This window comes from Imperialibacter roseus (assembly GCF_032999765.1).
GTDB classification, from domain to species: domain Bacteria; phylum Bacteroidota; class Bacteroidia; order Cytophagales; family Cyclobacteriaceae; genus Imperialibacter; species Imperialibacter roseus.
The window spans coordinates 2334320-2360190 of the sequence record NZ_CP136051.1 but is presented as its reverse complement, the minus strand read 5'-3'; the positions used below and the strand labels follow the sequence as shown (position 1 = coordinate 2360190).

22 protein-coding genes are annotated in these 25871 nt (G+C 47.5%); 7 read left to right on the top strand and 15 right to left on the bottom strand.

What is annotated here, in order from left to right; translation table 11 throughout:
* Position 1 precedes the first annotated feature (1 nt).
* The 5 genes from eboE to RT717_RS09850 all read right to left on the bottom strand — a co-directional run bounded on the left by eboE (position 2) and on the right by RT717_RS09850 (position 5215).
* Positions 2–1207 carry a metabolite traffic protein EboE gene (eboE, locus tag RT717_RS09870; protein WP_317491570.1) on the bottom strand — a complete coding sequence of 402 codons (1206 nt, stop codon included), beginning with the start codon at positions 1205–1207 and terminating at the stop codon, positions 2–4.
* A gap of 2 nt (positions 1208–1209) precedes the next feature.
* Positions 1210–2379: a 3-dehydroquinate synthase gene (locus RT717_RS09865; RefSeq protein WP_317491569.1), complete on the bottom strand. Its 1170-nt coding sequence runs from the start codon at positions 2377–2379 to the stop codon at positions 1210–1212.
* A gap of 49 nt (positions 2380–2428) precedes the next feature.
* Positions 2429–3313: a UbiA-like protein EboC gene (eboC, locus tag RT717_RS09860; protein ID WP_317491568.1), complete on the bottom strand. Its 885-nt coding sequence runs from the start codon at positions 3311–3313 to the stop codon at positions 2429–2431.
* 1 nt (position 3314) lies between these two features.
* A complete protein-coding gene (locus RT717_RS09855) occupies positions 3315–4220 on the bottom strand; it encodes a TatD family hydrolase (protein ID WP_317492355.1) in 906 nt (301 codons plus the stop codon).
* A gap of 104 nt (positions 4221–4324) precedes the next feature.
* Complete coding sequence (locus RT717_RS09850; protein ID WP_317491567.1) at positions 4325–5215, bottom strand: EboA domain-containing protein; 891 nt, start codon at positions 5213–5215, stop codon at positions 4325–4327.
* 198 nt (positions 5216–5413) lie between these two features.
* On the opposite strand from RT717_RS09850, the gene RT717_RS09845 reads away from it, so the two are divergent.
* From RT717_RS09845 to RT717_RS09835, 3 genes are all read left to right on the top strand, one after another.
* The gene (locus tag RT717_RS09845) at positions 5414–6916 is read left to right on the top strand and encodes a S10 family peptidase (protein WP_317491566.1); all 1503 of its coding nucleotides are present in this window, start codon (positions 5414–5416) and stop codon (positions 6914–6916) included.
* A 155-nt stretch (positions 6917–7071) separates the two neighbouring features.
* Complete coding sequence (locus RT717_RS09840; protein ID WP_317491565.1) at positions 7072–7872, top strand: hypothetical protein; 801 nt, start codon at positions 7072–7074, stop codon at positions 7870–7872.
* A gap of 129 nt (positions 7873–8001) precedes the next feature.
* Positions 8002–8235, top strand: a complete 234-nt coding sequence (locus tag RT717_RS09835) for a hypothetical protein (protein ID WP_317491564.1) — start codon at positions 8002–8004, stop codon at positions 8233–8235.
* On the opposite strand, the gene RT717_RS09830 is transcribed toward RT717_RS09835, so the two are convergent.
* The 5 genes from RT717_RS09830 to RT717_RS09810 form a co-directional block, all read right to left on the bottom strand.
* Positions 8225–9613 carry a c-type cytochrome domain-containing protein gene (locus RT717_RS09830; protein ID WP_317491563.1) on the bottom strand — a complete coding sequence of 463 codons (1389 nt, stop codon included), beginning with the start codon at positions 9611–9613 and terminating at the stop codon, positions 8225–8227. The genes RT717_RS09835 and RT717_RS09830 overlap by 11 nt on opposite strands.
* Positions 9614–9631: 18 nt before the next feature.
* Positions 9632–10549: a sugar phosphate isomerase/epimerase family protein gene (locus tag RT717_RS09825; protein WP_317491562.1), complete on the bottom strand. Its 918-nt coding sequence runs from the start codon at positions 10547–10549 to the stop codon at positions 9632–9634.
* Between the two features lie 9 nt (positions 10550–10558).
* Complete coding sequence (locus RT717_RS09820) at positions 10559–12046, bottom strand: DUF1501 domain-containing protein (protein ID WP_317491561.1); 1488 nt, start codon at positions 12044–12046, stop codon at positions 10559–10561.
* 2 nt (positions 12047–12048) lie between these two features.
* Positions 12049–14760, bottom strand: a complete 2712-nt coding sequence (locus RT717_RS09815) for a DUF1553 domain-containing protein (protein WP_317491560.1) — start codon at positions 14758–14760, stop codon at positions 12049–12051.
* A gap of 102 nt (positions 14761–14862) precedes the next feature.
* Positions 14863–15918 carry a hypothetical protein gene (locus RT717_RS09810; RefSeq protein WP_317491559.1) on the bottom strand — a complete coding sequence of 352 codons (1056 nt, stop codon included), beginning with the start codon at positions 15916–15918 and terminating at the stop codon, positions 14863–14865.
* Positions 15919–16015: 97 nt separating this feature from the next.
* Here RT717_RS09810 and RT717_RS09805 point away from each other — a divergent pair, with 97 nt between their 5' ends.
* Together RT717_RS09805 and RT717_RS09800 are read left to right on the top strand one after the other, a co-directional pair.
* Positions 16016–16606 (top strand): TetR/AcrR family transcriptional regulator, encoded by a 591-nt coding sequence (locus RT717_RS09805; protein ID WP_317491558.1) that lies wholly within the window; start codon positions 16016–16018, stop codon positions 16604–16606.
* A 38-nt stretch (positions 16607–16644) separates the two neighbouring features.
* Positions 16645–17571 (top strand): alpha/beta hydrolase, encoded by a 927-nt coding sequence (locus RT717_RS09800; protein ID WP_317491557.1) that lies wholly within the window; start codon positions 16645–16647, stop codon positions 17569–17571.
* Positions 17572–17732: 161 nt separating this feature from the next.
* Here RT717_RS09800 and RT717_RS09795 read toward each other — a convergent pair whose 3' ends face one another.
* From RT717_RS09795 to RT717_RS09775, 5 genes are all read right to left on the bottom strand, one after another.
* Complete coding sequence (locus RT717_RS09795; RefSeq protein WP_317491556.1) at positions 17733–19592, bottom strand: right-handed parallel beta-helix repeat-containing protein; 1860 nt, start codon at positions 19590–19592, stop codon at positions 17733–17735.
* Positions 19593–19654: 62 nt separating this feature from the next.
* Entirely contained in the window at positions 19655–20503 is an 849-nt protein-coding gene (locus tag RT717_RS09790; RefSeq protein WP_317491555.1) for a DUF2306 domain-containing protein, read from the bottom strand.
* A 255-nt stretch (positions 20504–20758) separates the two neighbouring features.
* Positions 20759–21112 (bottom strand): hypothetical protein, encoded by a 354-nt coding sequence (locus RT717_RS09785; RefSeq protein WP_317491554.1) that lies wholly within the window; start codon positions 21110–21112, stop codon positions 20759–20761.
* Positions 21109–21669 carry an RNA polymerase sigma factor gene (locus tag RT717_RS09780; RefSeq protein ID WP_317491553.1) on the bottom strand — a complete coding sequence of 187 codons (561 nt, stop codon included), beginning with the start codon at positions 21667–21669 and terminating at the stop codon, positions 21109–21111. The genes RT717_RS09785 and RT717_RS09780 overlap by 4 nt, the downstream gene beginning before the upstream one ends.
* Positions 21670–22038: a hypothetical protein gene (locus RT717_RS09775; protein ID WP_317491552.1), complete on the bottom strand. Its 369-nt coding sequence runs from the start codon at positions 22036–22038 to the stop codon at positions 21670–21672.
* 188 nt (positions 22039–22226) lie between these two features.
* Between RT717_RS09775 and RT717_RS09770 the strand changes: the two genes are divergently transcribed.
* The gene (locus RT717_RS09770) at positions 22227–23378 is read left to right on the top strand and encodes a helix-turn-helix domain-containing protein (RefSeq protein WP_317491551.1); all 1152 of its coding nucleotides are present in this window, start codon (positions 22227–22229) and stop codon (positions 23376–23378) included.
* 152 nt (positions 23379–23530) lie between these two features.
* Complete coding sequence (locus tag RT717_RS09765; protein WP_317491550.1) at positions 23531–25615, top strand: glycoside hydrolase family 3 protein; 2085 nt, start codon at positions 23531–23533, stop codon at positions 25613–25615.
* The last annotated feature ends 256 nt before the right edge of the window (positions 25616–25871 follow it).

Here is a 25871-nt window from a genome sequence, read left to right as displayed (position 1 = left end):
ACTAGCCATTGAGCTGATTAATCACCCATTTCATTTCCCTTACTATGGATTCATCTATTGGTAATTTCAGCCCATCTGGCAACACTTCCCAGGTGTAGGTTTCAATTTCAAGGTGATGGGTGAATGGCTTCGTCTTTTGTAGGTCAAGCACCTTCACAATGTCTTCTTGCGTCGATTTCAATACGCCGTAGTCTTCCACAAATAATGGCACATGAAAATGAGAACGCCATTCTTTTATGTCCTGATTGTCGGCGTCGGCAAGAGCTTCCGGTAAATCAGGATAGCGTTTAAAACCATCGCTTTGGGTGCGGGCAACTACTTGATGGAGATAGGTCGATTCGTTGAAGCCTTTGAAGGCAGCAATCACTGGGTTCCTCGACTCTCCTGATGCCATCGGGGCTTTTAGCGCAGCACTGATCTGAATTTTACCTGTTTTAATACCTAAAGCGCTTAACTTGTTGACCACTTCCTGGTGATTTTCATAACCCACCGCAAAGTGACACACGTCATAGCAAAGCTGCACATGACGCTTTATAGTTGCCTCTGCCTCCGCTACAGATAGATCAAATTCCTTTTGCAACTCAGCTACCCCCAACGGAAGCAAGTATTTTTTGTACCAATCAATGAACTCTGGCCCGGATTCCAAAAGACCATCTGGCTCGGGTTCAATATCCAGGTGAAGTAGCTGCCCCGTGGTGTCATGTAGCCGTTTGAGGTGCTTGGCTACCTCAATCATTTTCATTGTGGCAACTTCAAAAACGTTGTGGAGTTCTTCAGGCTTGTGCCAATAACGATAAGTCAAAGGTGAGGTGGAGATTCCGCCTTCCATGCCTGCAGGCAGCAGCTGAGAAAGTATATCGAACAGGCGGGTGGTGTAATTCACCCTGTCGTTTGTAGTCCAGTCGGGGGCATGAACCTGCTCTTTCACACGAGTGTTGTGAAAGCCGCCGTAGGGAAACCCATTCATGGTGAAGACATAACAGTCAGAAGTGGACAACCAGTCTTTAAATTCAACCAAAGCGCCCTCTTTAGCAAGGTCTATCGATGCCTCATTAGATAAGCGCAGCCCTATCCCAAAAGGCTGGTCTGGGCTGCATTTCACTTTCACCGAAGGAATGAACTTCCTGAGTGCAGCGAAATGATCTGCCCAGCTTTCGCCGGCGTGTATATTGGAGCAGTAGGTTAAATAGCCAAAATCTGTTTTCATAGTCAGAGCCTGATGGTTTGTTCGTGAGCGTACCTTTCCAGCCACTCACTGGACTCACGAATAAGTTTCTCATTCATTTCATGCACTTCTTCCCCTGTCCCAATAGCTATCAATAGCATAATGGTAAGTTTACCCCCCAGGTGCTCCCGGAACTCGCTAAGCCCATCAAGTAGTGGACTATTGCCCTCTTCAAACTTCAGCAATGGATGTTGCAGAGGAAAGCCAAGGTTTTGAAGCACCACAAGAATTCTCCTGGCATCGGCCTCCGATAGTCGCTTGGTAAGCATTGAGTAGACTGTGTCGAGGGCGATACCAATCGCCACAGCCTCACCATGCCTGATGGAAAAGTCGGCCAGCGCTTCCAGTTTGTGTGCACTCCAGTGGCCAAAGTCGAGCGGCCTGGAAGAACCCGTCTCAAAAGGATCCTTGCCTGCAATATGGTCAAGGTGCAGTGCAGCACACCGTTTCACCAAATATTTCATGGCCCCCATATCACGGGCTGCCAGCATGGTGGCGTTGTGCTCAATCCAGTCAAAGAAGGAAGCATCCTTGATCAGCGCCACCTTTACGGCTTCAGACATCCCCGACCGCCAGTCGAGGTCAGATAAAGTAGTCAGAAAATGATAGTCGTTGAATACTGCAACAGGCGGAGCAAATGTGCCGAGGAAATTCTTTTTCCGATAGAAATTGACGCCATTTTTCACACCCACCCCAGAATCGTTTTGAGAAAGGACAGTCGTTGGAATGCGAATATGACGAACGCCTCTGTGTGAAATAGCGGCTGCATAACCCACCATATCGAGAACAGCACCGCCGCCAATAGCCACCAGATAAGAATGACGGTCTATGCCGTGAGCGTTCACCGCATCAATAACCTGATACAGGAGGCTTTCATCGTTTTTAGCTTCTTCACCACCCGGCACGACTAGTGTCTCAAGAATGAGGTGGATATTATCGACAGTCTCAAAATAGTCTTGAATACCTTGCTTTAGACCGGGATGCGCTTCGTCCACTCCCTGATCCAAAACAAACAGTACCTTCTGGATGGTACCTTCTTCCATTCTTTCTTTCAGAAAACTTGAAAGTGTATCGTTCGCCCTATCGAAAAGGTGTGTGGTGAAATACACTTTGTAGTCAAACTTCACACTGAAGGACTGTTGTAAAAACTCCATAACTATGCCAATTGCCTGACGTCAGGCTGAAAATTTAAAACAAACAAATTCACGTTACAGCAAAGGCTTTCGCCAGCAATAACGACAAGGGCAACAAAAGTACAATACCCAGGGCAAAATACGTAACGCCAAAAGCTGATGCCCAGGCAGCATTCATCAATATCAACGCAATGACTCCAGCTTTCACTGCCTTTCCTATATTTTTCCCAATAGGATCGGCTATCGCTTTGAATAACGGCAAAGCAATCATTCCACCAAATGCGAGAACAAAGGGCAATGTGAGATAAAACGTATTGTTTTCTATAGAGAACCATAAAACAGCGCTAATTACCACAGCGTAAAGCACCAGCGCATTGTATAGGGTCAATTTGCTGCCTCCATGCACTTCGCCCCGGCTGACCATGGTAATAGCGGCGATGTAAATCACTGGCACAATACCGAGCCACCAATACGTATCCAGCACACCGGGAACGATGCTTATACCAAGCGTCAGGTTCAACCCCCTACAGAGTCCCATGTTGATTGGCCCAAAAATGAGCTGATGCTTGCCCCACTTGTCGTAGACAACCGAGGAGAAGGCAATAGCCGCAGCAATCACTCCAGACGGCATCCAATTCACTTTGCCAGCGGCTAAAATACCGATACCCAAAAGCACCATCCCAAGCATTGCTGCCATAAACCTGGAAACCACACCACTGGGAATTGGCCGTTCTGGCCGCTCCACGGCGTCAAGTTCGGCATCAAACACGTCGTTGAACACAACGCCGCCACCATATAAGCCCATGGTGGCCAGGCTCAGCCAAATAATGGGCGTTGCACCGTAGGTGAAGCCAGCCAGGTAGCCCGAAATAGCCACACCAGCCAAAATGTCGGCTACCGCAGTGACAATATTGGCCGGCCTGGTAAGGCGCAGAAGTCCGATAATTTGCTTCAAATTATTTAATGATCAGGGAGTTCTTGTCCATACGTGGCTGCTGGCCGCCACGCAAAACCGTATTACCTTCGAATTTTTGGCTTTGGTCGATGTCTTTCACTGAGGCAAAGTCAGCCTCGTCGATTTGCCCACTCTGGCCAAACGCCGTGATGGCATTTTGGTAGGTAACCAAACGAATAACTTCATCGCTGATACCATGCTGTTTCATCAAAGCAGCTGTTTTTGGCACTGCCAACGGATCACTGATGCCCCAGTCGGCAGCGGAGTTGATCATTATTCTGTCGGGGCCGTACTGTTTCACCACTTCGACCATCCGCTCGTTACCCATTTTGGTGAACGGATAAATGGTGAAAGCTGCCCAAAAGCCACGATCCAATACTTCGTTTACCGTCTCTTCATTGTTGTGGTCAACAATCACCATCTTGGGGTCAAGGCCTTGCTCCAGGGCGATGTCCATACTGCGTTGGGTGCCTCGTTTTTTGTCCCGGTGAGGTGTATGAATTTGCACAGGCAGCCCTGCTTCTTTAGCCAGGTCAAGCTGTGCCCGATAGTATTTCTCTTCTGCCGGTGTCTGGTCGTCGAAACCTATTTCACCGACACCCACTACGCCTTCTTTGTAAATAAACAGTGGCAGGATTTCCATCACCTGCTCAGCCAAAGCCTCATTGTTGGCTTCCCGGCTGTTCAGCCCTATCGTGCAGTAGTGCTTGATGCCAAACTGCGAAGACCTGAACCGCTCCCACCCGATCAGGCTGGCATAGTAGTCACGGAAGGTGGCAATGCCCGTTCTGGGTTGCCCGAGCCAGAAGGCAGGCTCAATGAGGGCCACCACACCGGCGTCCGCCATGGCCTGGTAGTCGTCCGTCGTGCGGGATGTCATGTGCACATGTGGGTCGAAAAACTGCATGCCCTTTACACTATCGAGATAAACAGGGTTGGCGTCCCTTTTTTGTAAATCCGCCTCAGTAAAATTATCACTACAACACATAATCGTTCTGTTTTTATTCTGAGCTAAACCAGCTCTGTTTTCTTTGCTATACTTTCCCAGGAAATGTCACCCGATTTAACCAACGCATTCAGCTGCTTGTTCCTATCCAGGAGTTCAGCGGCAGCAGGAAATTGGCTCACACTACAGGCAAGAGCCGCAGCTTCTCTTTCGGTGCTATCGACAGACAGCACCAGGCGCTCCATGTCTCCAATTGTTTTTTCATTGATAAAAGGCCCGACACATCTCCACAACATAGGAGGTACAATCCTGTGTGCCGCCCATCTTTCATGCGCAAAATCGGAGAGCGTGTTGGCCAGCTCCAAATTTGCCCTGTCGTCTAACCCAATAATCAAATGCAACGGTTTTTCTGTAAATATTGCCTTCAGCACCAGTTGATTCCAGGCAGCTTCATCGAGTTGCTCAGAGGGGTATGGGTTATTACACATAATTGCCTCCAGCACATCACCGATATTGCTTCGTATCCCTTCGGCACACTGGGCTTTCCACGCTTCGGGGTAAGCTACTACAGGCAGCGCAGAATACAACGCCACCAGCTCATTCATTTCCGCCGCCAGAAACAAGTTTTGAATCCTGACTGTGTAATTGGTCTTGCTTGAAGCCGGCACCTGAATCAGTACCCACACCCGACACAAGCGGTCAATTGACCAATTGGTTATTTGAAAACCAGGTCTGATTTGTTGGATGTTAGTCACAGCACCTTCGCTAAGGCTCAAATGATTCTTGCCAATCTTTCTGGGAATAGCAGCGAAAGCCACATTTAATGCTGATCCGGTTTCAGAAGAAGAGATATCAGCCGCTTTTTCTTGAAGCCATCGCCAGGCATCGTCAGACACGGAGGACTCGATAATGGCTGACAAAGCGGCACTAAGCACCCTGGCATCGTATGAAAACATCTAAAATAGGGTTTGTTTAATTAAAATCGCTATAACCGACAAATATCAAAGGTTTTGACAAGTATAAAAATACCGTCCGACACATTGCGTGACATTACTCACATCACAACATATTTTTCGCTGCCCATTGTTCTGCTGTAATAAAAAAGTTTGATCAAATTGTGGACACAAAACATCCAACTCAAAATGATGAACTTGATGAAAACCATTCTATGCGCTTTCACTTTGCTTGCCCTCGTTCATTTATCCTGTGCACAGAAGGCTGACTCGATAATAAAAGAGATACCTGCGCCGAAATCATTTATCACACAACACCAGGGCACCTTCAATGGAAAGGCCCTGCGGTACAAAGCCGTCGGGAAGGAAACACACCTGAAAAATGATCAAAACGAAGCTATCGGAGCGCTGTGGGCGGTCTCCTATTTGCAGGAAGGAGTCACTGACTATAGCAAGCGGCCCGTCACTTTCATTTTCAACGGTGGCCCCGGCTCAGCTTCCGTTTGGCTACACATGGGCTTTCTGGGGCCTCGAATTGTAAAAATCGCCAGCAATGCAGATACCGACGACGGCGGTGCTCCCTACCCTATTGTCAACAATCAACAATGCCTGCTCGACGTTACGGACCTGGTTTTTGTAGACCCCATAGGCACGGGATTCAGCGTTCCTGTTGGCAAAGGAACGGGCAAAGATTTCTGGGGACTAAACGAAGACGCCAACTCGGTTGCGCAATTTATCAGACTTTGGATCACTGAAAACAAAAGGTGGAATTCTCCCAAGTACATATTTGGTGAAAGCTTCGGCACCACACGGGCTGCGGCGGTAACAAATGCGCTGGAAGGAAGCGGACAAAGTGTTTCAATGAATGGCCTTGTCCTGATTTCTCAGGCAGTCGACTATCAGGGCTCTACATCTATTCACGACAACATAATTTCCTACCTTACCTACCTGCCAAGTATGGCTGCCACTGCGTGGTACCACAAGAAAGCCGGACAAGGCAAAACTTTGGAGGCTTTTGTGCAGGAGTGTCGGGTATTCACGACGGATGAGTATGCGCCGGCATTGCTCAAAGGGAGCATGCTTACTGCAGATGCACAAAATCAAATCGCTGAAAAACTTTCCTATTTTACCGGGCTATCAAAAGACTACGTCTTAAAATCAGACCTGCGAGTACTTGTTCCACGGTTCCAGAAAAAACTGATGGAGCAGGAAGGACTCGCCATCGGCAGACTCGACGGAAGGTTCAAAGGCGATGAGGCAGACGACGTGGCGGAATCTCCAACGCTAGGCGATGCTTCCGACTACCAAATGGATGCAGCTTATACGGCAGCGCTCAATCACTATTTTGCCTCAGAGCTAAATATTGAAATGGACAGGCCCTATGTCACCTCCAGCGAAGAAGTTGGAGCTAACTGGCGCTGGAGAGATGCGCCGGAAGGTGAATACTGGGAACCGATTTATGTGAATGTAGCCAGAAAGCTTGCTGAGAGCATGCGACGTAACAAGGATCTTAAGGTATTGGTGGCTTGCGGCTATTATGATCTGATCACACCCTTTTTTGATGCAGAATACACCTTTGCACGCAATGGAATTCCTAAAGAGATGGTTCAGTTGACCTACTACGAAGGCGGCCACATGATGTACAACCACCAGCCTGATTTTGATTTGTTAGTGAAAGAGATCAGAGTATTTATGCAAAAATAGCAAAACAAGCTGCCCTATTTTGTCATTCGGATAGTAAATGCACGTTCAAAGCAGCTGGGCTTGGTTTTATTTAAAATATTATATTTAATATTCGTTTAATTCAACTTATAGCTTTTGCGATCGTTAATTCTATAGTTGTACCAATAAATTTCAACATGAGAAAACTAGCATTTCTATTATCATTTTCAATTCTTTTTGTGTCATGTAACAAAGATGAAGAAGTAGACCCGGGTAATGCTCCGGCAATGCCTCCCAGTACGAGCATTGCTCCCAATTTTGATGATTTTAGCGGCAGTGACGGCGATGGAGGTGGAAGGCAAATGGTTGTCAGGAATTGGGTATATGCTGCTACAAGTGTTGGAGTGTATTCTGGCATCCTTTCCGGGGCGTTGGTTGTTCCTGTTACTGCGTTTAAACTAGCGGTGAATCAAGAGGCTACATTTGATACAGAAACTAAATTATGGGTTTGGACTTATGATATATCTGTTCCTAATAGTGGCTCTTACTCCGTAAAACTTACTGCTGACGTGGATGGCAGTGATGTTACCTGGACAGGCTATATTTCGAAAGCAGGTGGTTTTACCGACTTCGTCTGGTTTACGGGGGAGTCCAATTTCATGGCCAATGCCGGCACCTGGACACTCTATGAAGGGCCTGACAAGCCAAATCCATGGCTGTCATCTGAGTGGTCCAAATCGGAAGTTGACGGAGTTGCAGACGTGACCTTCACAGTTGAAAAGCCGGGCGACAGTTTCGGAAGTTCGATTAGCTATATGGTTGATGCCGGCGCCGAACTGAACAGAAACGTCACCATCATTGACACCAATACCGAAAATACAATAGAGGTGCTCTGGAGCGCCGAGAACAGCAATGGGAAAATCAAAAGTCAGGTCTTTTTTGAGGATAACTTGTACCACTGCTGGGATATAACATTGAACGACGTAGCCTGCGAGTAAATCCTAACAGGCAGCGATACCAGGGCCTTTGATTCCTTTGAATCAAAGGCCTTACTTTTTGCTGCGGGAGTAACTTATGTCACTCATCTCTACTTTCGGCTAACTTACCTTTGCAGAAAAAAAGAAGATATGAAGCTATTCTCCGTAAAAACCATCCTGCTACTCTGCCTCACTCTGGGTCTGGCTCCCTTCTTCCCTGAGCCGCACATTTGGGGCAAAGTCAAGTGGATTGCTGGCGGGGCTGTCGGCATGCAGCCCATGGATTGGTTTGACACGCTTCTTCACGGGTTCCCCTGGCTCTTGCTGATCGGCTTTGGCATTGGTACCCTCATCAAAAAAAGGCAAGGGGTACTCAATAAATAATTTTACTGGTATCAGCCTCAATCAGCGGCATTTCGTAGCCACCAAGGTCTATCGAAGCATTTTCAAACATTTCCCGTAAAGCTGCAGTATCTGTCGGCTGCACCTCTGTTTGAAAGAGGAACAATTGCTGAAGACCGGCGTTACCTTGTAAAGTCTTGATGCCGTCTGCTGTCACTGGATTATTAACAAGGTTCACGTATTCCAATCTCGACAAAGGCTGCAATTTTGACATAAGGCTATCGTTCAATCCACAGTCTCTGAGACTCAGCTTCGTCAAGTTTTGCATCTTCCCAAGGTATTCAAGGTGTTCTGGCTGAAGAGCTTTTCCTGTCAAGTCCAGCCACACACACTGTTTATTCATGGACGTAAGCAACTGAAAAGCCTCGGTCATGTACTGCTGCGGTACATGTAAGAAGTTCACATTCAAATAGTTACTACCATCGCTCACAGGCACAATACTCACGCCCAGCGTGTCGAGTCTCGTCACCAAAGCTGCATCTACAGGCTGAACCTTGTCCTGTGGAATATAGGTGTAACTAGCTGGTTTGTTGGACGTAGCTACATTGTACGCCAGAATCAGGCTATCGCTCCATGCCAGTTCTTCGACGGTTTTGTCAAAATAAGCACCTGTGGCCACCCACTCCACCAATATAGCCATCTCGGCCTTACTCAACTGGCTCTTCTCTTTAGGTGGCATATGGTCATCATTATCAATCGGTAAGAGGATGTTTTCTATCAGGTGACTTTCGTCTGGTGAAGAAGCCACTATCACTTCTCCGTGCTTCCCTCCTTTCAGCATTTCTTCAGGTGAATCGAGCCTCAACTTTCCCTTCTGGGCACCGGGGCCGTGACAACTCTTGCATTTTCTGTCCACAATATTGGCAATGGCCTCGTAGCCCAACATCTCTTTTGTCAGAACAATAGGGGGAACAGCTGCTCCCTCTTTTGCAAACCACTCCGAGAGCGGTGGCGGCGTCAGAAAGCCGTCTCCATGCGTAATGCTACCTCCCAAATGTCCGGTAATTACCAAAAGCATTCCTGAAACAACCAGCGCCATTTTAAAAGCTTTCTCATTTCTCGAGTGTACGAAAAATGCCACCCAGCTAATAACAACAAGGCCTATGCCCATCCACTGATGCCAGGCGATCAGTTCGTTTGCGTAACCACCCGATTGTGAAAGTATCCAGCCTGTGAAAGCTGACAGCGTGGCTGAAACCGCCGCAAGAAAAAGCACAATGTGGTTAGCTCCCTTGAGGTAACTGTAGTTTTCCTTTAAGCTCATGAAGCCAAAAAGGATGGCAATCATCAGCATACCAATAGGCAGGTGCACCAGCAGCGGGTGGAATTTTCCAATAAACGAAACGATACCGTAGTCCATAGAAGCCGAGCAGCTGGGTTATGAAGTGTATCGGTTTCTGATCAACTCTAGCATATAGCGATTGATGTCCCACTGGTTGGCAACGGGTTGTCTTGTGTAGGGAATGGTAGGCATATAGTCAGCCGGGCCAAATTCAGTCAGGAAGGTCATCGTGTCGGCACCGGCCTTTTTCCGAAGCTCGATCACCTTGTCCCACCACGCCAGGTGCTGTTCAAGGGCCTCTTTCCATTCGGGCGCCCTTGGGTCGTTCACCTGAGGACTTTCCGGATGCCCGACACGAAGGTGAATGTGCCTGGTGCATTGCAAAGCCATGTCTACCGTTTCCTTTTGATCTTGCAGCAAAGTCTCATGTACATTACACCAATGTGAAATGTCCAGCGTCAATGTCAGATCCGGGTTTTTCTCAATGAAGTTTCTGGTAACCGGAGCCGAGTACATGATGCGGGAGCGGTGCGTTTCGTGGTGAATGCCTATGTCCGACTCCTTGCTGACCTTATTGGTCAAGTCAAGGAATTGTTTGTTTTGCTCGTAGGAAAAGAAGTCTTTGCCGGAGTGACAGTTGATGTACAAAGGCTTCATCTTTGCAGCGGCCCGAAGATTCGTTTCGAAGAGTTCAAAATGAGGCTGAAAGTCAGGCTGATAGGCTCCCACAAGAAAACCATATTCCAAACCATTGGTTTTGGTCGCATTTACCAACCTTTCTCTATCTCCGGCATCAGTTGGGTACCACACCTCCAGCCCGTCATAGCCATAGCTTTTGATTTTTTTGCAAAAGCCCTCTATGGTATCTCCATCTCCCCAGTTGGTAGCCAGTATCTTAATCTTCATATCAGGTGTGTTGGTTTGTTTTCGTTTGGAAGCCAGCAGTGGTGAGGCCGCCAGCCCCACTCCTATGCCTGCCCCCAAAGTGGTTCCAATAAAATCTCTTCTTTTCATCTAAATCGATCAGCTCAAAATCTCCGTCAGCACCCGTCCATGCACATCCGTTAACCTGAACGGGCGCCCCTGGAATTGGTAGGTGAGCTTTTCATGGTCAAAGCCCAGCTGGTGAAGAATGGTAGCCTGAATATCGTATGTAAGCGCTTTGTCTTTCACCGCTGCATAGCCTATCTCATCGGTTTCCCCAAAGCTGAAGCCTTTCTTGATCCCACCTCCGGCCATCCAGATAGTGAATGCTTCCACATGGTGGTCACGGCCCAGGTAAGGATTAGCCTTGCCCTCCCTGTTTTCCAGCATCGGCGTTCGGCCAAACTCTCCCCCCCACACCACCAGTGTTTCATCCAGCAGACCCCGTTGTTTCAAATCAAGGATCAGTGCTGTTGTGGCTCTGTCCACCTGCCGACATTTGCCCTGCAGGCCAGCCCCAACAGATGCGTCCGGGCCTGTGCCGTGCGTGTCCCAGCCCCAGTCGTAGAGCTGCACAAAACGCACCCCATTTTCTACCAGCTTGCGAGCCAGCAGCACATTGTTGGCAAAGCTGGCCTTGCCAGGAGTCACTCCGTACATGTCTTTGATGTACTGGGGCTCTGAATCGATATTCATCACTTCCGGCGCAGACATCTGCATACGGAAAGCTAGTTCGTATTGTGAAATTCTTGTCAGTGTTTCCGGGTCGTTGAACTCCTCATGTGTTTCCTGATTCACCCTGTTAATGGCGTCAATCGATGCTTTTCGCAAATCACGGGATACATTGTCCGGATTGTTGATGAACAATACCGGGTCGCCGACTGAGCGGCACTGAATCCCCTGATAAACGCTTGGCAAAAAGCCACTTCCCCACACGCTTTTCCCTGCATCGGGTGTGCTGCCACCGGAGGTGAGCACCACAAAGCCAGGCAGGTTCTGGTTCTCCGTTCCCAGGCCATAAGTCACCCAGGAGCCCATGCTTGGTCGTCCAAGCCTGGCTCCGCCTGTGTGCATCAGCAGCTGAGCCGGAGCATGATTGAACTGGTCCGTTTCCAGGGCCTTCACAAAAGTGATATCGTCGGCAATGCTGTGCAGGTGTGGCAGAAAATCAGAAATCCAGGCGCCACTTTGGCCTCGTTGCTTGAAATTGGCCTGAGGCCCCAGCATTTTGGGCACCCCCCGAATAAAGGCAAAACGTTTCCCATCGAGGAATGACGCAGGGCAGTCTTGACCATTGAGCTTTTGTAGCTCGGGTTTGTAATCAAAAAGCTCCAGTTGTGACGGAGCGCCAGCCATGTGCAAATAAATCACTGACTTGACCCGTCCGGGAAAGTGAGGCGCTTTTGGCGCCATCGGGTTGCCTGAAGCAAATGAGTTCAAATTGGAACCTGTGTCGCAGCCCCACAAAACAGACGATAAAGCCATGGCTCCCATGCCCATCCCGCAGTCTTTGAGGAAGTGCCGCCTGGTTTTGAGCCTGGCCTGCTCTATGTTCGCTTCATGAATCAGTTTCTCGTAGTTGGTCATGGCTAATTCCTCGTTACAAATTCATCCAAATTTAGAATGGCTGCGGCCACCAATTGCATCGCCTGGGTTTCAGCATCTTCCTCCCCTTCATAGCTTCTGAGTGCTTGGTTGTACAGGTTTTCTAATGTCTGCCGCTTACCTGGCGTGATAGGCCTTTTCATCGCCGCCCGGTATCCATAGTCGATATGATCCTCCGGCGACTCTCCCGATTGCTTCATCTTGAGCGCTAAGTGATGGGCAGCTTCCACATACACAGAGTCGTTGAGCAGCACCAGGGCTTGAAGTGGTGTATTAGTCCGTATCCTGCGGGCCACACACACTTCTCTGGCAGTGGCGTCAAAAGTGAGCATGGCCGGGTAAGCACTGGTGCGCTTCCAGTAAGTATACACACCACGCCGGTATTGGTCCTCTCCTTCGCTCTGCTTCCAGTCGGCGTTGGAGTAGGCAGAATTCCAAATTCCCTTAGGTTGATAAGGCATCACACTCGGGCCATACATTTTACTACTCAACAGGCCGCTAACTGCCAATGCCTGGTCACGCAGCTGTTCTGCCGAGAGCCTGGTACGTGGTGCCCTTGCGTAGTATTGGTTGAATTGGTCTTTTTCAAGCACGTCGTCGGTTGCCACTGAACTTTGCCTGTAGGTGGCCGACATCACCATGGTCTTCAGTATTTGCTTCAGGCTCCAGTCATGCTCATTCACCAGCTGCCACGACAGGTAATCCAGCAGCTCCGGATGTGTTGGCTCTATCCCCTGGCTGCCGAGATCCTCCAGCGTTTCCGCCAATCCCTGACCGTATAGTTGCTCCCAAAGTCGGTTAATGATCGTTCTTGCTGTGAGTGGGTTGGCAGGATCCGTCAGCCACATGGCCATGCCTAGTCTGTTTGCCGGTGCTCCGTCGGGCAAATCCGGGAAGACTTCAGGAACGCCGGGCTCCACCTTCTCCCCTTTTACCAGCCAGTTGCCTCTTTCGAACACATGGCTTTCTCTTGTCATCCCCGGAGGATTTTCCACCATAATGGGCGTTGTCTCTACTTTGGCGTTCACCAGCTCCCAATAAGTACTTTGGGCATCATCGGCCGCTTCACCCCCAGGAAACTGGCTGGAGAAATGAAACCAGTCAAAGAAAATACCGTTGGCCGCCGGGTTAGTAAGGCTGGGGCTTTCGTAGGAAAGATAAACATGGTGGCGTCCTTCTACACCGGCAAAAGAAAGTGTGTCGATTACCCATTTACCACCCGTATCTCTCATTTTCAGCTCTTTGAGCACACTACCGCTTTTTCGGTCGTCCAGTCTGATCGTCCAGGTGCCGTCCTTTATATTGGTTCGGTAGCGGTAAGTGAGTAAATTCCTGGCCGTCAGCTCCACGCTGGGCAGCCGTGCCACTCCATGATTTCGGAACACCAGCCACTTGGTATCGGCAAGCTCTGCATCGACGAATTCGTCGGCCGTGATAGAATTGATGGCGGGCTGCCAGGTTTTCACAAACTGGACAACTTCCTTCGTTTTGGATGGCGTCGCATTTTCTTCAAGCCAGTTCTTCAGAGAGACCAGTTTGGTGCTGTCTTCTTCTTCAAAATGCCTTAGTAAAGGATATTCGTCATAAGTGTCTTCGTCCCTCGTATTATTGAAAAATGCGGCAAATCTATAATAGTCCTCGTGCCTGATAGGATCATAAGGATGACTGTGGCACTGCACGCAGGCGAAAGTAGTGCCCATCAGCACCTCCCAGGTAGTATTGACACGGTCAAGCACGGCAGCTACTCTGAACTCTTCATTATCCGTGCCGCCTTCATCGTTGGTCATGGTATTTCGGTGGAAGGCTGTGGCAATGAGCTGGTCATCGGTGGGATCGGGTAAAAGGTCTCCTGCCAGCTGCTCAGTAAGAAAGTCGTCGTAAGGCTTGTCCTCATTGAACGCCTTGATCAGCCAGTCACGGTAATGCCAGATTTCCCGACCAGGATCACGCTCGTAGCCCTTAGTGTCGGCATAGCGTGCCAGGTCAAGCCACATAGCTGTCCATCTTTCTCCGTAAGCCGGATCGGCCAGTAATGCGTCCACCACCTCTTCATAGGTTATTGGGTTCTCTTCAGTCAGAAAAGCTTCTACCAACTCATCAGACGGTGGCAGGCCGGTCAAATCCAGGCTTACTCTTCGCAGCAAAATGTCTTTCGGTGCCTCCGGTGAAGGCTGCAGACCCACCTCGGAAAGCTTTTTTCTTATGAACAGGTCTATAGGTTGTTCCGAAGCGGCCACTTCACTTTCCTTCAAAGACGCAAAAGACTTGGGGGTCGGCAGTTCTGGCTTCTCTACCGGCTGATAGGCCCAATGCTCTCCCCATTCTGCTCCCTCGTCAATCCACCTTCTTAAAATGTCAATTTCTTCGTCAGAAAGCGGCTTCTTCTTGTAAGGCATTTTCACCTCAGGGTCATTGGCCAGGAGCCTTCTCATTAGCTCGCTTTCGCCGGCATGACCCGGGATAATAGCCGGCTTACCTGACTTGGTATCACCCAGGGCCTCTTCTCTGAACAGCACACTAAAGCCACCGTTCTTTTTCACACCACCATGGCAGGTAATACAATGCTGGTTAAGAATGGGCTTGACTTCCGTGCTGAAGTCGACTTTTTTGCGGGGGTACATTTGCCAGACGGCAAGTCCTATTGCAAGGGCCAGGACAGGCAAAATAAGGAACCGGTAGTTAAGCAGGTGTTTCATAAAATACGACACCCTAATTACAAAAAATTCGGAGGAAAAGCGACAGAGGATTGGATTAAAGAGGTTACTCTGTGCGGAGGCGCATAGAGTAACCTCTTTAATTTAACTCACGTCAAAAGCCGACACATAAACCGGTCCCTTCATCGTAGCCAGGTCTACCCCATTCGATTTTACGACTACATCCACCCGTTTCGGCTTGCGAAGCTTGCTCACCAACCCAAGTCCCAATGATTGCATCACAGGATAAAGTCTGGAAGTCGGGTCGATACAAATGACAGCCGAGTAGACGCCATTTGCTGCAAGCGCATGTGTCAGTAGTGTAGCCAGTTTCTTTTCGTGGCCCGGCCTATAGTACACCCCTTCGATAGTGACAAAACGATAGTTGGGGTGAAAGATCTTGCTCAGCAGTCGCACTTTTGGAAAAACATTCATCATCACTTTACCAGCCTTTCCCGGCATATCATGAACCTTCCAATTCTCCGGATTTGCCTGAATGCCTGCCACTATTTCTCCCTGCTCTCTGACCACAAAGTAGTTCCCTTTGTAGAAAAGGTTCTCGTCCGTTACAAGCACATGGTCGCTGTAAAACCTCATCAGCCTGGGCTTAAAGTCGCCCCATTCATCCGGCGATAGCTTTTCAACGGTCTTACTCAACCGTGGATTGAACCGGCTAAAGACCAGCGACACAAAGGAACCGACCTTTTCAAAACCGAAGCTCTTCACAAATGCCTCTGATCTAACATTTCCGCCATCGATGTACGCATAAAAAAAATTGGGAGCCTTTGCCTCAAAGTCCGCACCGCTAAGCAACGAGCGAATCTCCCGACGCAACACCCCGTCTTCCTGTGGTCGTTCTATGTACTTGTCGCCCAGTTTTCTCAACGAAGGGTGAAAGGTAAAGTACCTCACATAATACGATTCGCCCACCACGCCTCTGTTGCTTGCTTCCCGTTTACAAAAGCAACAGGTGGCTATCACTTTGCTTCTGCGCACCAGGCTGACAAAAAATGGCTGAGTAATGATCGTATACTTCTCTGCAGCCTGCAAGTGCTGATACATCATGCTCTTTCCCGGCGTGCCAATGACATTATTATCCAGCAGCTCTTTCACCCCCTGAGCAGGCACCCTGTCAATGTTCAACAACTTCAAGTCTGGCATAAGCTGCCAAAATTAGATGTTCTATTCCTTCTATGAAACCTTTCGTGTGATAGTCCGTATTTTGATTTTAAAATACCGATCGGTATATTTGTATCTTATGAGAAACCCTGAGGTAACCAAACAGTTGATTATGGAGAAAGCCATCTCCCTGTTCAATACGCAGGGTTACCGGGCTACATCATTGTCGGACATTACCAAAGCCGCCGGTATTACCAAAGGGGCCATTTACGGGAACTTCAAAAATAAGGATGAGGTAGCGGAAGCTTCTTTCGAATATGCCATCGAAGTGGTGATGCAGGAAATGAAAGAAAGGATCAGCGCTGCAGCAACAGCTCCACTAAAGCTGAAAGCTATTGTGAATTATCACGAAGAGTACATAAAATCACCACCTTTTTCAGGAGGATGCCCGATCATTAATACCAGCGTAGAAGCAGACGACAATTACCCGCAGCTGAGGTCGAAAGCTATCCGATCCGTCGGTATCATGAAAACCTCCATTACCAAAATATTAGCCCGTGGTATCAGGGAAGGACAAATTGATGCCAGTGTCAATGCCGAGGCTATTGGTATGATGATTTATACTTCAATCCAGGGGGCGATTGTGCTTTCCAAGGTCGAAGGTGATGGGCAGTCATACGGTGTCGTTAAGAAATACCTTCATTCACTCATTGATTCAATAACAGTTTAAATTTTTTTGCTCTATTAAATACCAATCGGTATATAGCTATGAAAAAAGTACTTATCCAAACATCAGGCGAAGAAAAGAAAATTGAAAAGCCTGCCAAAAAGACCAATGCACAAATGGAATGGCTAATCAAGGGTTTGCTTACACTACAGCATGTGTCTCCTAAATTAACCTCTTCCATTATCTGGAACCAGTTCACCAAGACCCCGAGAGTGAGGTTCAACGACAAGCAGAATGCCCTGATTGAAAAGGCCGAAATCAGCGTCATCAAGTACAGGGGAAATGACCTTAAGGCCTACCGGTGGTTGCCCGCAGACGCCAGCAACGGTAAAACCATCTTGCTGTCTCATGGCTGGGGTTCCAAAATCGCTGACTTCCGGCGGATGATTGAAACACTTGTAGCGGAGGGCTATTCGGTCGAAGGCGTTGATATGAAGGGGCATGGCTTGTCAGCGGGCACTCATACCGCACTCCCAGAAATCCGGGACGTGCTAAAAACCCACTATTCACGAAATGGCCCTTACCATGCCGTCGTCGGTTATTCCATCGGCGGATTGGCGGCCGGGCTGACGGTGAATGAAATGAGCACCGCCTTCCATCCCAATCATTTAATTATTATTGCTACGCCACCGTACACCCGGTATTTCTTCCAGGAAATCATTGACCAGGTTGGCTGCAAAGAGCGGGTGTTCACCGAAATGTGTGAATTGGTAGAAAAACACTACCATGAGTCAATCGACTATTTTGATCTCAGAAATAAGGCCGACAATCTGCAGCACCTCGACCTGCACATGATTTACGACGAGCACGACAAAACAGTACCTTTCACCAAGGGCCTTGAACTCAACGAAATGCTGCCGATGTCTTCCTTCGTGCATGTAACCGGCACCAGCCATAACCAGATTATTGCTGATGAGAAGGTGATCGGGTATATAGTGGATGCCGTGGCGGTAAAGCACTTGATATAGATTAATACCGAAGGTACAGAAGAGAGTTACACCCAATTATAGGATCTTTATCAAGAAACAAGTTTCAACCAGCCGATACTACTTTTGCTAAATCTCTTCGTAAACACATTTTTAAAATCATCGCAAAGGGTAGGAACAAGGATTCTAAAGATGCGACCGGATCAGTTTGCAATCTTTCCGTTTTTTTTTCTTTTACTTGAATGCCTGTTGTTCCTGATTGGCGTCAACAGACTACTTTCGTCGACGACGGGCATTGGAAAATTCGGACCGACTTTAGTTTGAATATCCAAGGCTGACCTCGGCCAAGTATCTGAGGAAATTGAGAAGTTATCCTCTAACTTATTTTCTGGTCTTACTACGATTTGATTTTCTGGAAAATGCCAATTATGACGAATGGTATTTCCATGATTTGGCTCATTCCAGGCCGAAAAAGCTCGGGGTGCATCAACTACGTTATATTCAACCAAAATCCCGCTACTTCCGTTATCCAAGTAAATTCCAGCAATCGGCCATTCTTCGGCCCATTGAGATTTTACGATATGATGTATGTAGTTATGAGAGTATATAGTATTTGGTGAGTTAGAAAGCGAATAGATACCCCCTCCATCATCATGCAACTGCATCACATGATGAATATTGTTATAGCGGACAAGGTTGTTTTTTAGATTGGTTGTATTGTCGGTCCAACCCCATCCGATGCTGATACCAGTATACGGAAGGTCAAAAACCTCATTGTTTTCGATTACAATTCCATTGGAAAAAGTCACATTTATTCCAGCCCCTCCTGTGTAGTCCTGAGCAACTCTCGTGATGTAGTTATTAACTATTGAGTCATTACGACATTCGTGTATTGAATCAGGTAGGCTATTTAGGATATCGGTATAGATCTGAATTCCGTTACTGGCAATATCAATCAGCAGGTTCCCTTCAATAACATTGTCGTGGCTGGAATGAGCAAATTCGATCCCAGTTCCTCCGAAGAACCTGATAATATTATTGGTAAACTGGATATGATGTGCATTTGCAAGTTGAATGCCGCCCGGAATAAAAGGTCTTTCATAATTCCGTCGCCATCCCGATTGAACCCCTATCCTCGCCTCATTGGGCATATCCCAATTGGTGCACTCAAACACAAGTCCTTTAAAGGTCAAATAGCTTGCGCCATCGATAGCTAATAGGACATCTCGAGTTGGTGCGATCACATGAATATTTTCAATCTTTTCGTCAGGCCTGGGATAATAGTATACTAGCCCCAAAGTCTCATCAAGGAACCATTCTCCGGGAGCATCGAGTAGTTCGAACGAGCCTTCAAAATAAAATGACTGACCAACTGACCAGCCTGGGCAACACCCTTGCTGCCATTGATCGATACTGGTTTCTGGTTCCTTGAAATTTATCCATATTTGATCCCCCTGTTCTTCCATGCTATCAATACGATACCGCCCCTGATCCCAGTGGTGTTTAATAACCGTTTCAAGGTTACCAAGCCGTTCCAAGTTTACAATTTCTTTACGGTCAATCCGTATCCGCTTAGCTTGGGTATCCAGTCCATTATATCGATAGTAAGGACCAAAGCCCTGATCATCACTTCGGTTAGGAGAACGTGCTCTTGTGGCCCTCTTGCCATTCACATACAGCTGTCTGAAGCCTGGCCCCTCGTATTTCGCTTGGTAAATGCCATTACCAACCGCTGACCATCCGGTGATCGGGAGCCCACCGCTTATGGCAGACTGTCCACCATCATAGGTTGTATAAATGACCTGATAACCATTCTTTCCTCCATCATCTGGCCCAAACTCCAAAGGTGAATCCAAGAAGTAGGTACCTCCGGTTAGTATTACTACTATATCGCCAGACATGGATGAAACCATTCGCCGAACTTGTTCTTTGGCAGCATATAGAGAACACGGATGTTCTTTGGAACACTTGGTTCCCTTGCCATAGCTTGATGTATAAAGCGTCGTTTGCCCACTGGCTCGCAGCGCTGTTGAAAACAGAATTAAGCAAACTATATTTCTCATAGCCAAATAAAGAGCTTGTACAACCCCCAAGTTATTAAAAAAATTACCAACCCTAGCTGACATCAACCCATCAACCACCCAACAATCGCCGGCCCCCAGTACATCTTGGTGAAATAATAAGTACCCAGCCCTAAAAACCCTGTGGTAAGCAGCAGAATGAAAGCAACACCATAGTTGTACAAGGCCGTTCTGTTGGCTTTTTGAGAACGCACGAAAAGCTCCACCACCAGCAGGTTTGGCAAGTAGAAGAAGAAAGCCATCACCCTGTCGAATAATCCAGTGAAATGCTCGGTATGCCCAAGGCGATCGGTAAAGGAGAACCAAAAGCCGTAGTCCATCCTGTAAAGCCAGGAGCCGATGGCCAGGGCGTAGAGCCGCAAAGCCCATACCCGGTGAAGGTTGATGCGGCGGGCAGCTGCATGTTGGTAAGTTTTGATTCCGGCAATGAACATGAGCACTCCGTAGAGGCCGAAGCCGATGTCCATCACCGTACCGCCAATGGTGCCCTTCACGAAGATGAAAGTCAGCCCGCCGACGGCAGCAAGCAGACAAGCGACAACATACACACGGCCAACCCAACGATGAACTGCCGGGTAACTATTTCTGACAGCATCAATCAGTTGAATACTTCCGAGAATGAGAATGATTCCCCCTGCGGCAAAGTGTAGGCCAATACCAGAAGTAGCTGCAGTGTCACCTTCCCGGTAAAGATTGGGGAGCAGGTCGTTCCATTTTGCCAGGTTACCTCCGGCCAGCGGAGCAGCGTAGAAGGCCAGGATATAAAGACCAAAAAGTCCTGCGCTGACCCACACCATGGTGACGAGCAGGGTCTTTGTCCATTGGAGTGTTTTATCGCTGATGACTGATTGGGGAGATGACTGTGTGCTGGAAACTGATTCGGAAAATGACATTAGTTGATCAAAAAGTTGATGTATTAAAAAGTTGGCTACAATTTAAAACAGTTTGTGTTTTTTAATGGGCGACTGCCGTTTTTTCTTGTCACTAATACAGTGCTCACCCGGAAACGAAGAACTCAGAGAAGCAGCCTGGGATAGCGCTGACCATTATGACAGGATAAGTAAACCACGGTATTTCACTGACCTGGTGAGTTTTTCAGGTGTTTGTCGGTAGCGTAGCATTACTGCGGTTACTTTGAGAGAGCATAACTAATCATCAAGTGCATCCGTCTCACCCCGGCTCAACCTGCGGGCTTTGTAGATGCGATCGATTAGAAACAATAAAAGCAAAACGAAGGGAACCTGCAGCACAACCGGCGGGATGGTCACCTCCCACTCTCCCCAGGAAAATACCACATTAGAAATTGAAAACATAGCGACCAGGCCAAGTACGAATCCGGCACCAAAAAAAACATACATCTTTCTCACGTATTGCCCGGCAATTGAGCTTCGTAACTCTTCTTTGAGAATCTGATCCATGACCATTTCTTCAAAGTTGTCGTCAAGCACAGGCAAGTCTTTTTTGGCCAGCAACTGTTTGAATTTGTCGTTATCTGTTGTCATAGCAGCTCTCTTGTTTCGGATTTTAACAGCTTATTCAAATGAACATAGAAGGCTTTTTTCCCTCTAAGTAGCAGCATTTTCACTTTAGATTCCGACCATCCCGTCATTGTTCTGATTTCATTGATGCTGTTCTCCTGTAAATAGAACAACTCCAATGCCAGGGCATACTCTGTCGGCAATTTTTCCAGCGCCATAGAAATGCACCTGCTCTGGTCATTCTGCACAACCAACTGCAAGGTGTTTTCGACCTGAACCATCTCGACATCCGACAGGTCATCAATAGTTACCGTGTCCTGGCTCTTTGAAGGCTTTGTCTTTCGCAACGACTCGTTGATGACAATGCGGCCCAACCATGTTTTAAACTGTGCCTCCCTTCGGAAGGTGTTCAATTTCTGAAAGGCTTTGATAAATGATTCTTGTACTGCTTCTTCCGCCATGTATTGGCTTTTCAGAATGGTATATGCCATCGAAAAAGCGTATGTCTTGTAAGTGGTGACAAAATACTTGAATGCTGCTGTATCACCGTTGAGCACCTTCTGAAGATAGAATTCGTCCATCTATTGCCTTTTCTTCCTTTCAATGTTATTACCGGCAATTAACCCGATGGCCCCAAACAGAAACATTAGCGGTAAAGACAGGAATGGAAGAATATCGCTGTGAAAATTTGCCTGTGTTTGCTTAAGGTAAAGAAAAATAGCAAGGCCCAGTGCAAATCCCAACGAGCATCCCAATATAGTGTAGCCAAGTATGAACCAGGGAAAATGCACTTCCCTCTTTTTATACACTTCGGATATGTCGGTGCCTTTTTCTATCAGAAGCATCTTTTCGCTGTTTCTGAACTTGAGGTAGTAGTAGTAAGCAAAGAACACAGTGGCAAAGAAGCCAAGCCAAATCACTGCCTCAAATAATTTTCTGATTAAATCCATTTTTTTGTGTGTTAAGTTAAGATTCTGTTCAATTACCTGTTAGATACATCGCAGAGGAGAAAAGTCACAAACTGCTTATTACAGCACCAGTGGTTAGGGGCTTGTTTAAGTTCTTGATGGGTTACTTTTCCCCTTTTCAGGAAAGCATTAGATTAAGCCAAGTTTACCAACCTATTCAAAAATACGTGATGTCTGACACAGTCAATATCATTGGATTTGTTCAATCGGTTTTTGGTGTTCTTGTTTTTTTAACAAAACGCCCGGGACACCTGAGCTTTACTTTCCTAACAATTTGGATGGCGGTGATTGCTATATTTATGGGGGCCTCCCTGCTTCCGTTTCAGGTGGTGGAGTATTTCAAACCGGGGATATTCCCACTGATGTTCCTCACAGGCCCACTGCTTTATCTCTACGTTGGTTCGCTCACCATAGAAGATTTTCGGCTCAAACCCAGCCAGCTCATTCATTTGATACCCTTCCTACTGGTAGCTATCCATCGCTCTACCATTCATGTAGTGCCAATTTCCAGCAGCCCAGATTTAGTAGAGAACCCTCAATACCTCTTCAATAAAGTATATTATACATTGTTGATTATTTCAGCCTTTACTTACTGGTTGCTGGGCTTGCAATTGATCGTTAAGCATCGAAAGAAGATGCCCCTTTACTTTTCTAATTACTCCAGCAAAAACTCGCTGAATTGGCTGATTTTTGTATTGTCCCTATTTCTGATAGTGTTCATGGCCAGCTTCTTTAGTTTTTTTATTAACAATATATTGGGTTTAGCGCTTGTGCCATACACAACGCTGTCTTTGAACCTGACTGTTTTCACTTTTATTATGGTCTACTTCGGGATCAATCAATCTGCCATTTATTCCAAGGAACGACCAAACCTGAAACCGATTCTGCAAAAAGTATCTCCCGGCGAACCAGCATCAAAAGCCGTTGGAAGTCCTCTATCTGACGAACAGATGAATGAACTCTCCTTGTTGGTGACCAATTACCTGGTTGACAAAAAACCTTACCGTAACCCAGACTACAACCTGCAGATGATGGCCGACGATCTGGCTATTTCCAGGCACAAATTGTCGCACGTGATCAACACCGGCCAAAAAAAGAATTTCTATAAGTTCATCAACGAGTTTCGGGTGGGAGAAGCAAAAAAGATGCTGGCCGACCCATCCTTCGACCATTACTCGGTACTTGGAATAGCTATGGAATGTGGGTTCAATGCCAAGACGTCGTTCAACCGTATCTTCAAAGACGAAACGGGATTCACCCCGACCGAATTTAAGCAACGCCTTGAGCCGGCAACCAATCGGCGCAGCCAGTCAATCAGTTAGCCCGCCCTCTCAAGTGATATCCTTCAGCAACTACTAGTACCAACTTATCCATTAGTACGCCTTCCACATTTTTGCTGAATAAATTTGATTGATCTCCTTCCCGCAACACGGAGGGATGGTACTTATCGTTCAATCATACACCACTCGCATTTATGAAATCAATCAACGCTTTAATTCGAAAAACTTCGATAAGGTTCGATGTGGGAGCAGTAGCTTCCAGCACTTCAGTCTTACTTGGGCTGGCCACATTTTTATTAGCGTCCTGTACTGAGAAAAGCAGCTTTGTTCAACCCAAGCTAGGCACCCGATCAGCTCAATTGATAGAAGTGGATGGCTTTCAGTTCAAAGACCTTAATAAAAACGGCACACTCGACAAATACGAAGACTGGCGATTAACGCCTGAAGAAAGAAGCCTGGATTTGCTTGCTAAAATGTCGGTGGAAGAAAAGGCAGGCTTTATGGCGATCAACTCATTGAGTATGCTCGGGAGTCGGAAGGCTAAGATTTCCGAAGGAAAATACCAGGCAAGTGACCTGGACGAAGGGCAGGTAAAAGATGACCGACCTGCTGGTGCAGGCAATTTTATTGGCGCCATGAACGAAGTCACCAGCACAACTCAACGGATAAAGGAATTTCATAACCGCCATTTTATCCTGCGACTTAATGAAAGTGCCGGAGTGATCGCCGAATGGAACAATAAGCTTCAGGAGCTTTGTGAGAGTGAGCCACTAGGTATTCTGGCCATCATTACCTCCAATCCCCGTAATCACATTTCAAGCAACGCATCGGTCGGTACGGCACTCAACGCCTCCGTTTTTACTGCCTGGCCTGGTGAGCTTGGCCTATCTGCTACACGTGACCTGGCCCTGATCCGTGAATTTGCCAGTGACTCACGCCAGGAATGGCTGGCAGCCGGGATTAGAAAGGGATACATGTATATGGCTGATTTGTCCACCGAGCCTCGGTGGTCGAGGGTCGATGGTACTTTCGGCGAAAACCCTGAATGGGTCGCACAGGTGATCAAAGAGATAGTGATTGGCTTTCAGGGAACAAAGTTGGATACCAATTCCATCGCACTGACCATGAAGCATTTTCCAGGCGGTGGATCAGGCAAGGGCGGCCAGGATTCTCACTTCGACTGGGGGAAAGAACAAGTATACCCTGGTGGCAGATTTTATGACAACCTCCTGCCCTTTCAGGCAGCCATAGACGCCGGCACTTCAGCTATTATGCCGTATTATTCGCTGCCCAAGGGTACCGAATTTGAAGAAGTAGGCTATTCGTACAACAAAGCGGTGATAACAGGTGTGTTAAGAGAGAAAATGGGATTTTCCGGCATCATCAATACCGACACCGGCCCAATCACACGCATGGTGTGGGGAGTGGAAGATCTTTCTATTCATGAGAGATACAAAAAAGCATTGGAAGCCGGTTCAAATATCATTTCAGGAGTTTCGGATCCTGCCGACCTGCTGGAAGTCATCAATAAGGGGATGGTAGACATGAGTTTGATCGACAACTCAGTACTTCTACTGCTAAAAGAGAAATTCACATTGGGCTTATTTGAAAACCCGTATGTAGATGTCGCCGCAGCAGAGGCAACAGTAGGCAGCGATCGCTTCAGAGAAAAAGCTGCGGTGGCGTTAAGAAAATCGATCGTGATGCTTCGCAACGAGAACAGCACACTTCCTGTTAAGGCAGGCACAAAAATATATGTAGAAACCCTACAGTCGCCAGGCCGCGGCGAAGAAGAAGGATCGACCAACTTTATGATGGAAGCAGACGGCAATCATGAAGTAGAATTTGTGACAACACTTGCGGAAGCTGACCTGGCCATACAGTGGATCATTCCTTCTAACTCAGTCTTCAACTCGGACGGAGCACCCATTTCAGTTTCACTTTCAAAGAAAGGAATTGATGTAGGCCACATCAAGGAAGTGATTGGCACTGTTCCTACCATTTTGGTAATTGACTATACGAATCCCTGGGTGATAGATGAAATCTACAATGATACCAACAAGGGGAACGTAGTCGGTGTTTTTGCCACCTTCGGCACCACACCGGAAGCTCTACTGGATGTGATCACAGGCAAGTTTAACCCAGCAGGTAAAATGCCCTTTTCAACACCAGTTTCTGACGAAGCAGTCGAGAACAACCTGGAGGACGTTCCGGGCTACCTGGAAGCAGATGGTTACGCCTTGTTTAACTATGATGAAGGTTTGAGTTATAAGAAATGATGCCTCGGCGGTGAAAGAATGGACAGGTACATTGCGAGTGCAACTGGCAACTGCAAAAACTACTTCAAAATACCAGAAACGGTGTTTTACACGAAAGTCGCCTCTCGTGAAATGATAAGCGCTTGCGTGGGTACCTCATAAGCGCTTGTCTCCCTATGTGATAAGCGCTTATCCCGGTACCTGTTAAGCGCTTGTCTCACCCCCTCATAAGCGCTTAACACGAGGCGGATAACAGCAATACATGAGACGAATAAGC

Coding starts and splice junctions, on each gene's coding strand:
- RT717_RS09865 (WP_317491569.1), bottom strand. CDS start 2,379: ATGGAGTTTTTACAACAGTCCTTCAGTGTGAAGTTTGACTACAAAGTG.
- RT717_RS09790 (WP_317491555.1), bottom strand. CDS start 20,503: ATGTCATTTTCCGAATCAGTTTCCAGCACACAGTCATCTCCCCAATCA.
- RT717_RS09825 (WP_317491562.1), bottom strand. CDS start 10,549: ATGAAAAGAAGAGATTTTATTGGAACCACTTTGGGGGCAGGCATAGGA.
- RT717_RS09775 (WP_317491552.1), bottom strand. CDS start 22,038: ATGGATTTAATCAGAAAATTATTTGAGGCAGTGATTTGGCTTGGCTTC.
- RT717_RS09800 (WP_317491557.1), top strand. CDS start 16,645: ATGAAAAAAGTACTTATCCAAACATCAGGCGAAGAAAAGAAAATTGAA.
- RT717_RS09855 (WP_317492355.1), bottom strand. CDS start 4,220: ATGCAGTTTTTCGACCCACATGTGCACATGACATCCCGCACGACGGAC.
- RT717_RS09785 (WP_317491554.1), bottom strand. CDS start 21,112: ATGACAACAGATAACGACAAATTCAAACAGTTGCTGGCCAAAAAAGAC.
- RT717_RS09835 (WP_317491564.1), top strand. CDS start 8,002: ATGAAGCTATTCTCCGTAAAAACCATCCTGCTACTCTGCCTCACTCTG.
- RT717_RS09765 (WP_317491550.1), top strand. CDS start 23,531: ATGAAATCAATCAACGCTTTAATTCGAAAAACTTCGATAAGGTTCGAT.
- RT717_RS09845 (WP_317491566.1), top strand. CDS start 5,414: ATGAAAACCATTCTATGCGCTTTCACTTTGCTTGCCCTCGTTCATTTA.
- RT717_RS09810 (WP_317491559.1), bottom strand. CDS start 15,918: ATGCCAGACTTGAAGTTGTTGAACATTGACAGGGTGCCTGCTCAGGGG.
- RT717_RS09815 (WP_317491560.1), bottom strand. CDS start 14,760: ATGAAACACCTGCTTAACTACCGGTTCCTTATTTTGCCTGTCCTGGCC.
- RT717_RS09830 (WP_317491563.1), bottom strand. CDS start 9,613: ATGGACTACGGTATCGTTTCGTTTATTGGAAAATTCCACCCGCTGCTG.
- RT717_RS09820 (WP_317491561.1), bottom strand. CDS start 12,046: ATGACCAACTACGAGAAACTGATTCATGAAGCGAACATAGAGCAGGCC.
- RT717_RS09770 (WP_317491551.1), top strand. CDS start 22,227: ATGTCTGACACAGTCAATATCATTGGATTTGTTCAATCGGTTTTTGGT.
- RT717_RS09805 (WP_317491558.1), top strand. CDS start 16,016: ATGAGAAACCCTGAGGTAACCAAACAGTTGATTATGGAGAAAGCCATC.
- eboE (WP_317491570.1), bottom strand. CDS start 1,207: ATGAAAACAGATTTTGGCTATTTAACCTACTGCTCCAATATACACGCC.
- RT717_RS09780 (WP_317491553.1), bottom strand. CDS start 21,669: ATGGACGAATTCTATCTTCAGAAGGTGCTCAACGGTGATACAGCAGCA.
- RT717_RS09795 (WP_317491556.1), bottom strand. CDS start 19,592: ATGAGAAATATAGTTTGCTTAATTCTGTTTTCAACAGCGCTGCGAGCC.
- RT717_RS09840 (WP_317491565.1), top strand. CDS start 7,072: ATGAGAAAACTAGCATTTCTATTATCATTTTCAATTCTTTTTGTGTCA.
- RT717_RS09850 (WP_317491567.1), bottom strand. CDS start 5,215: ATGTTTTCATACGATGCCAGGGTGCTTAGTGCCGCTTTGTCAGCCATT.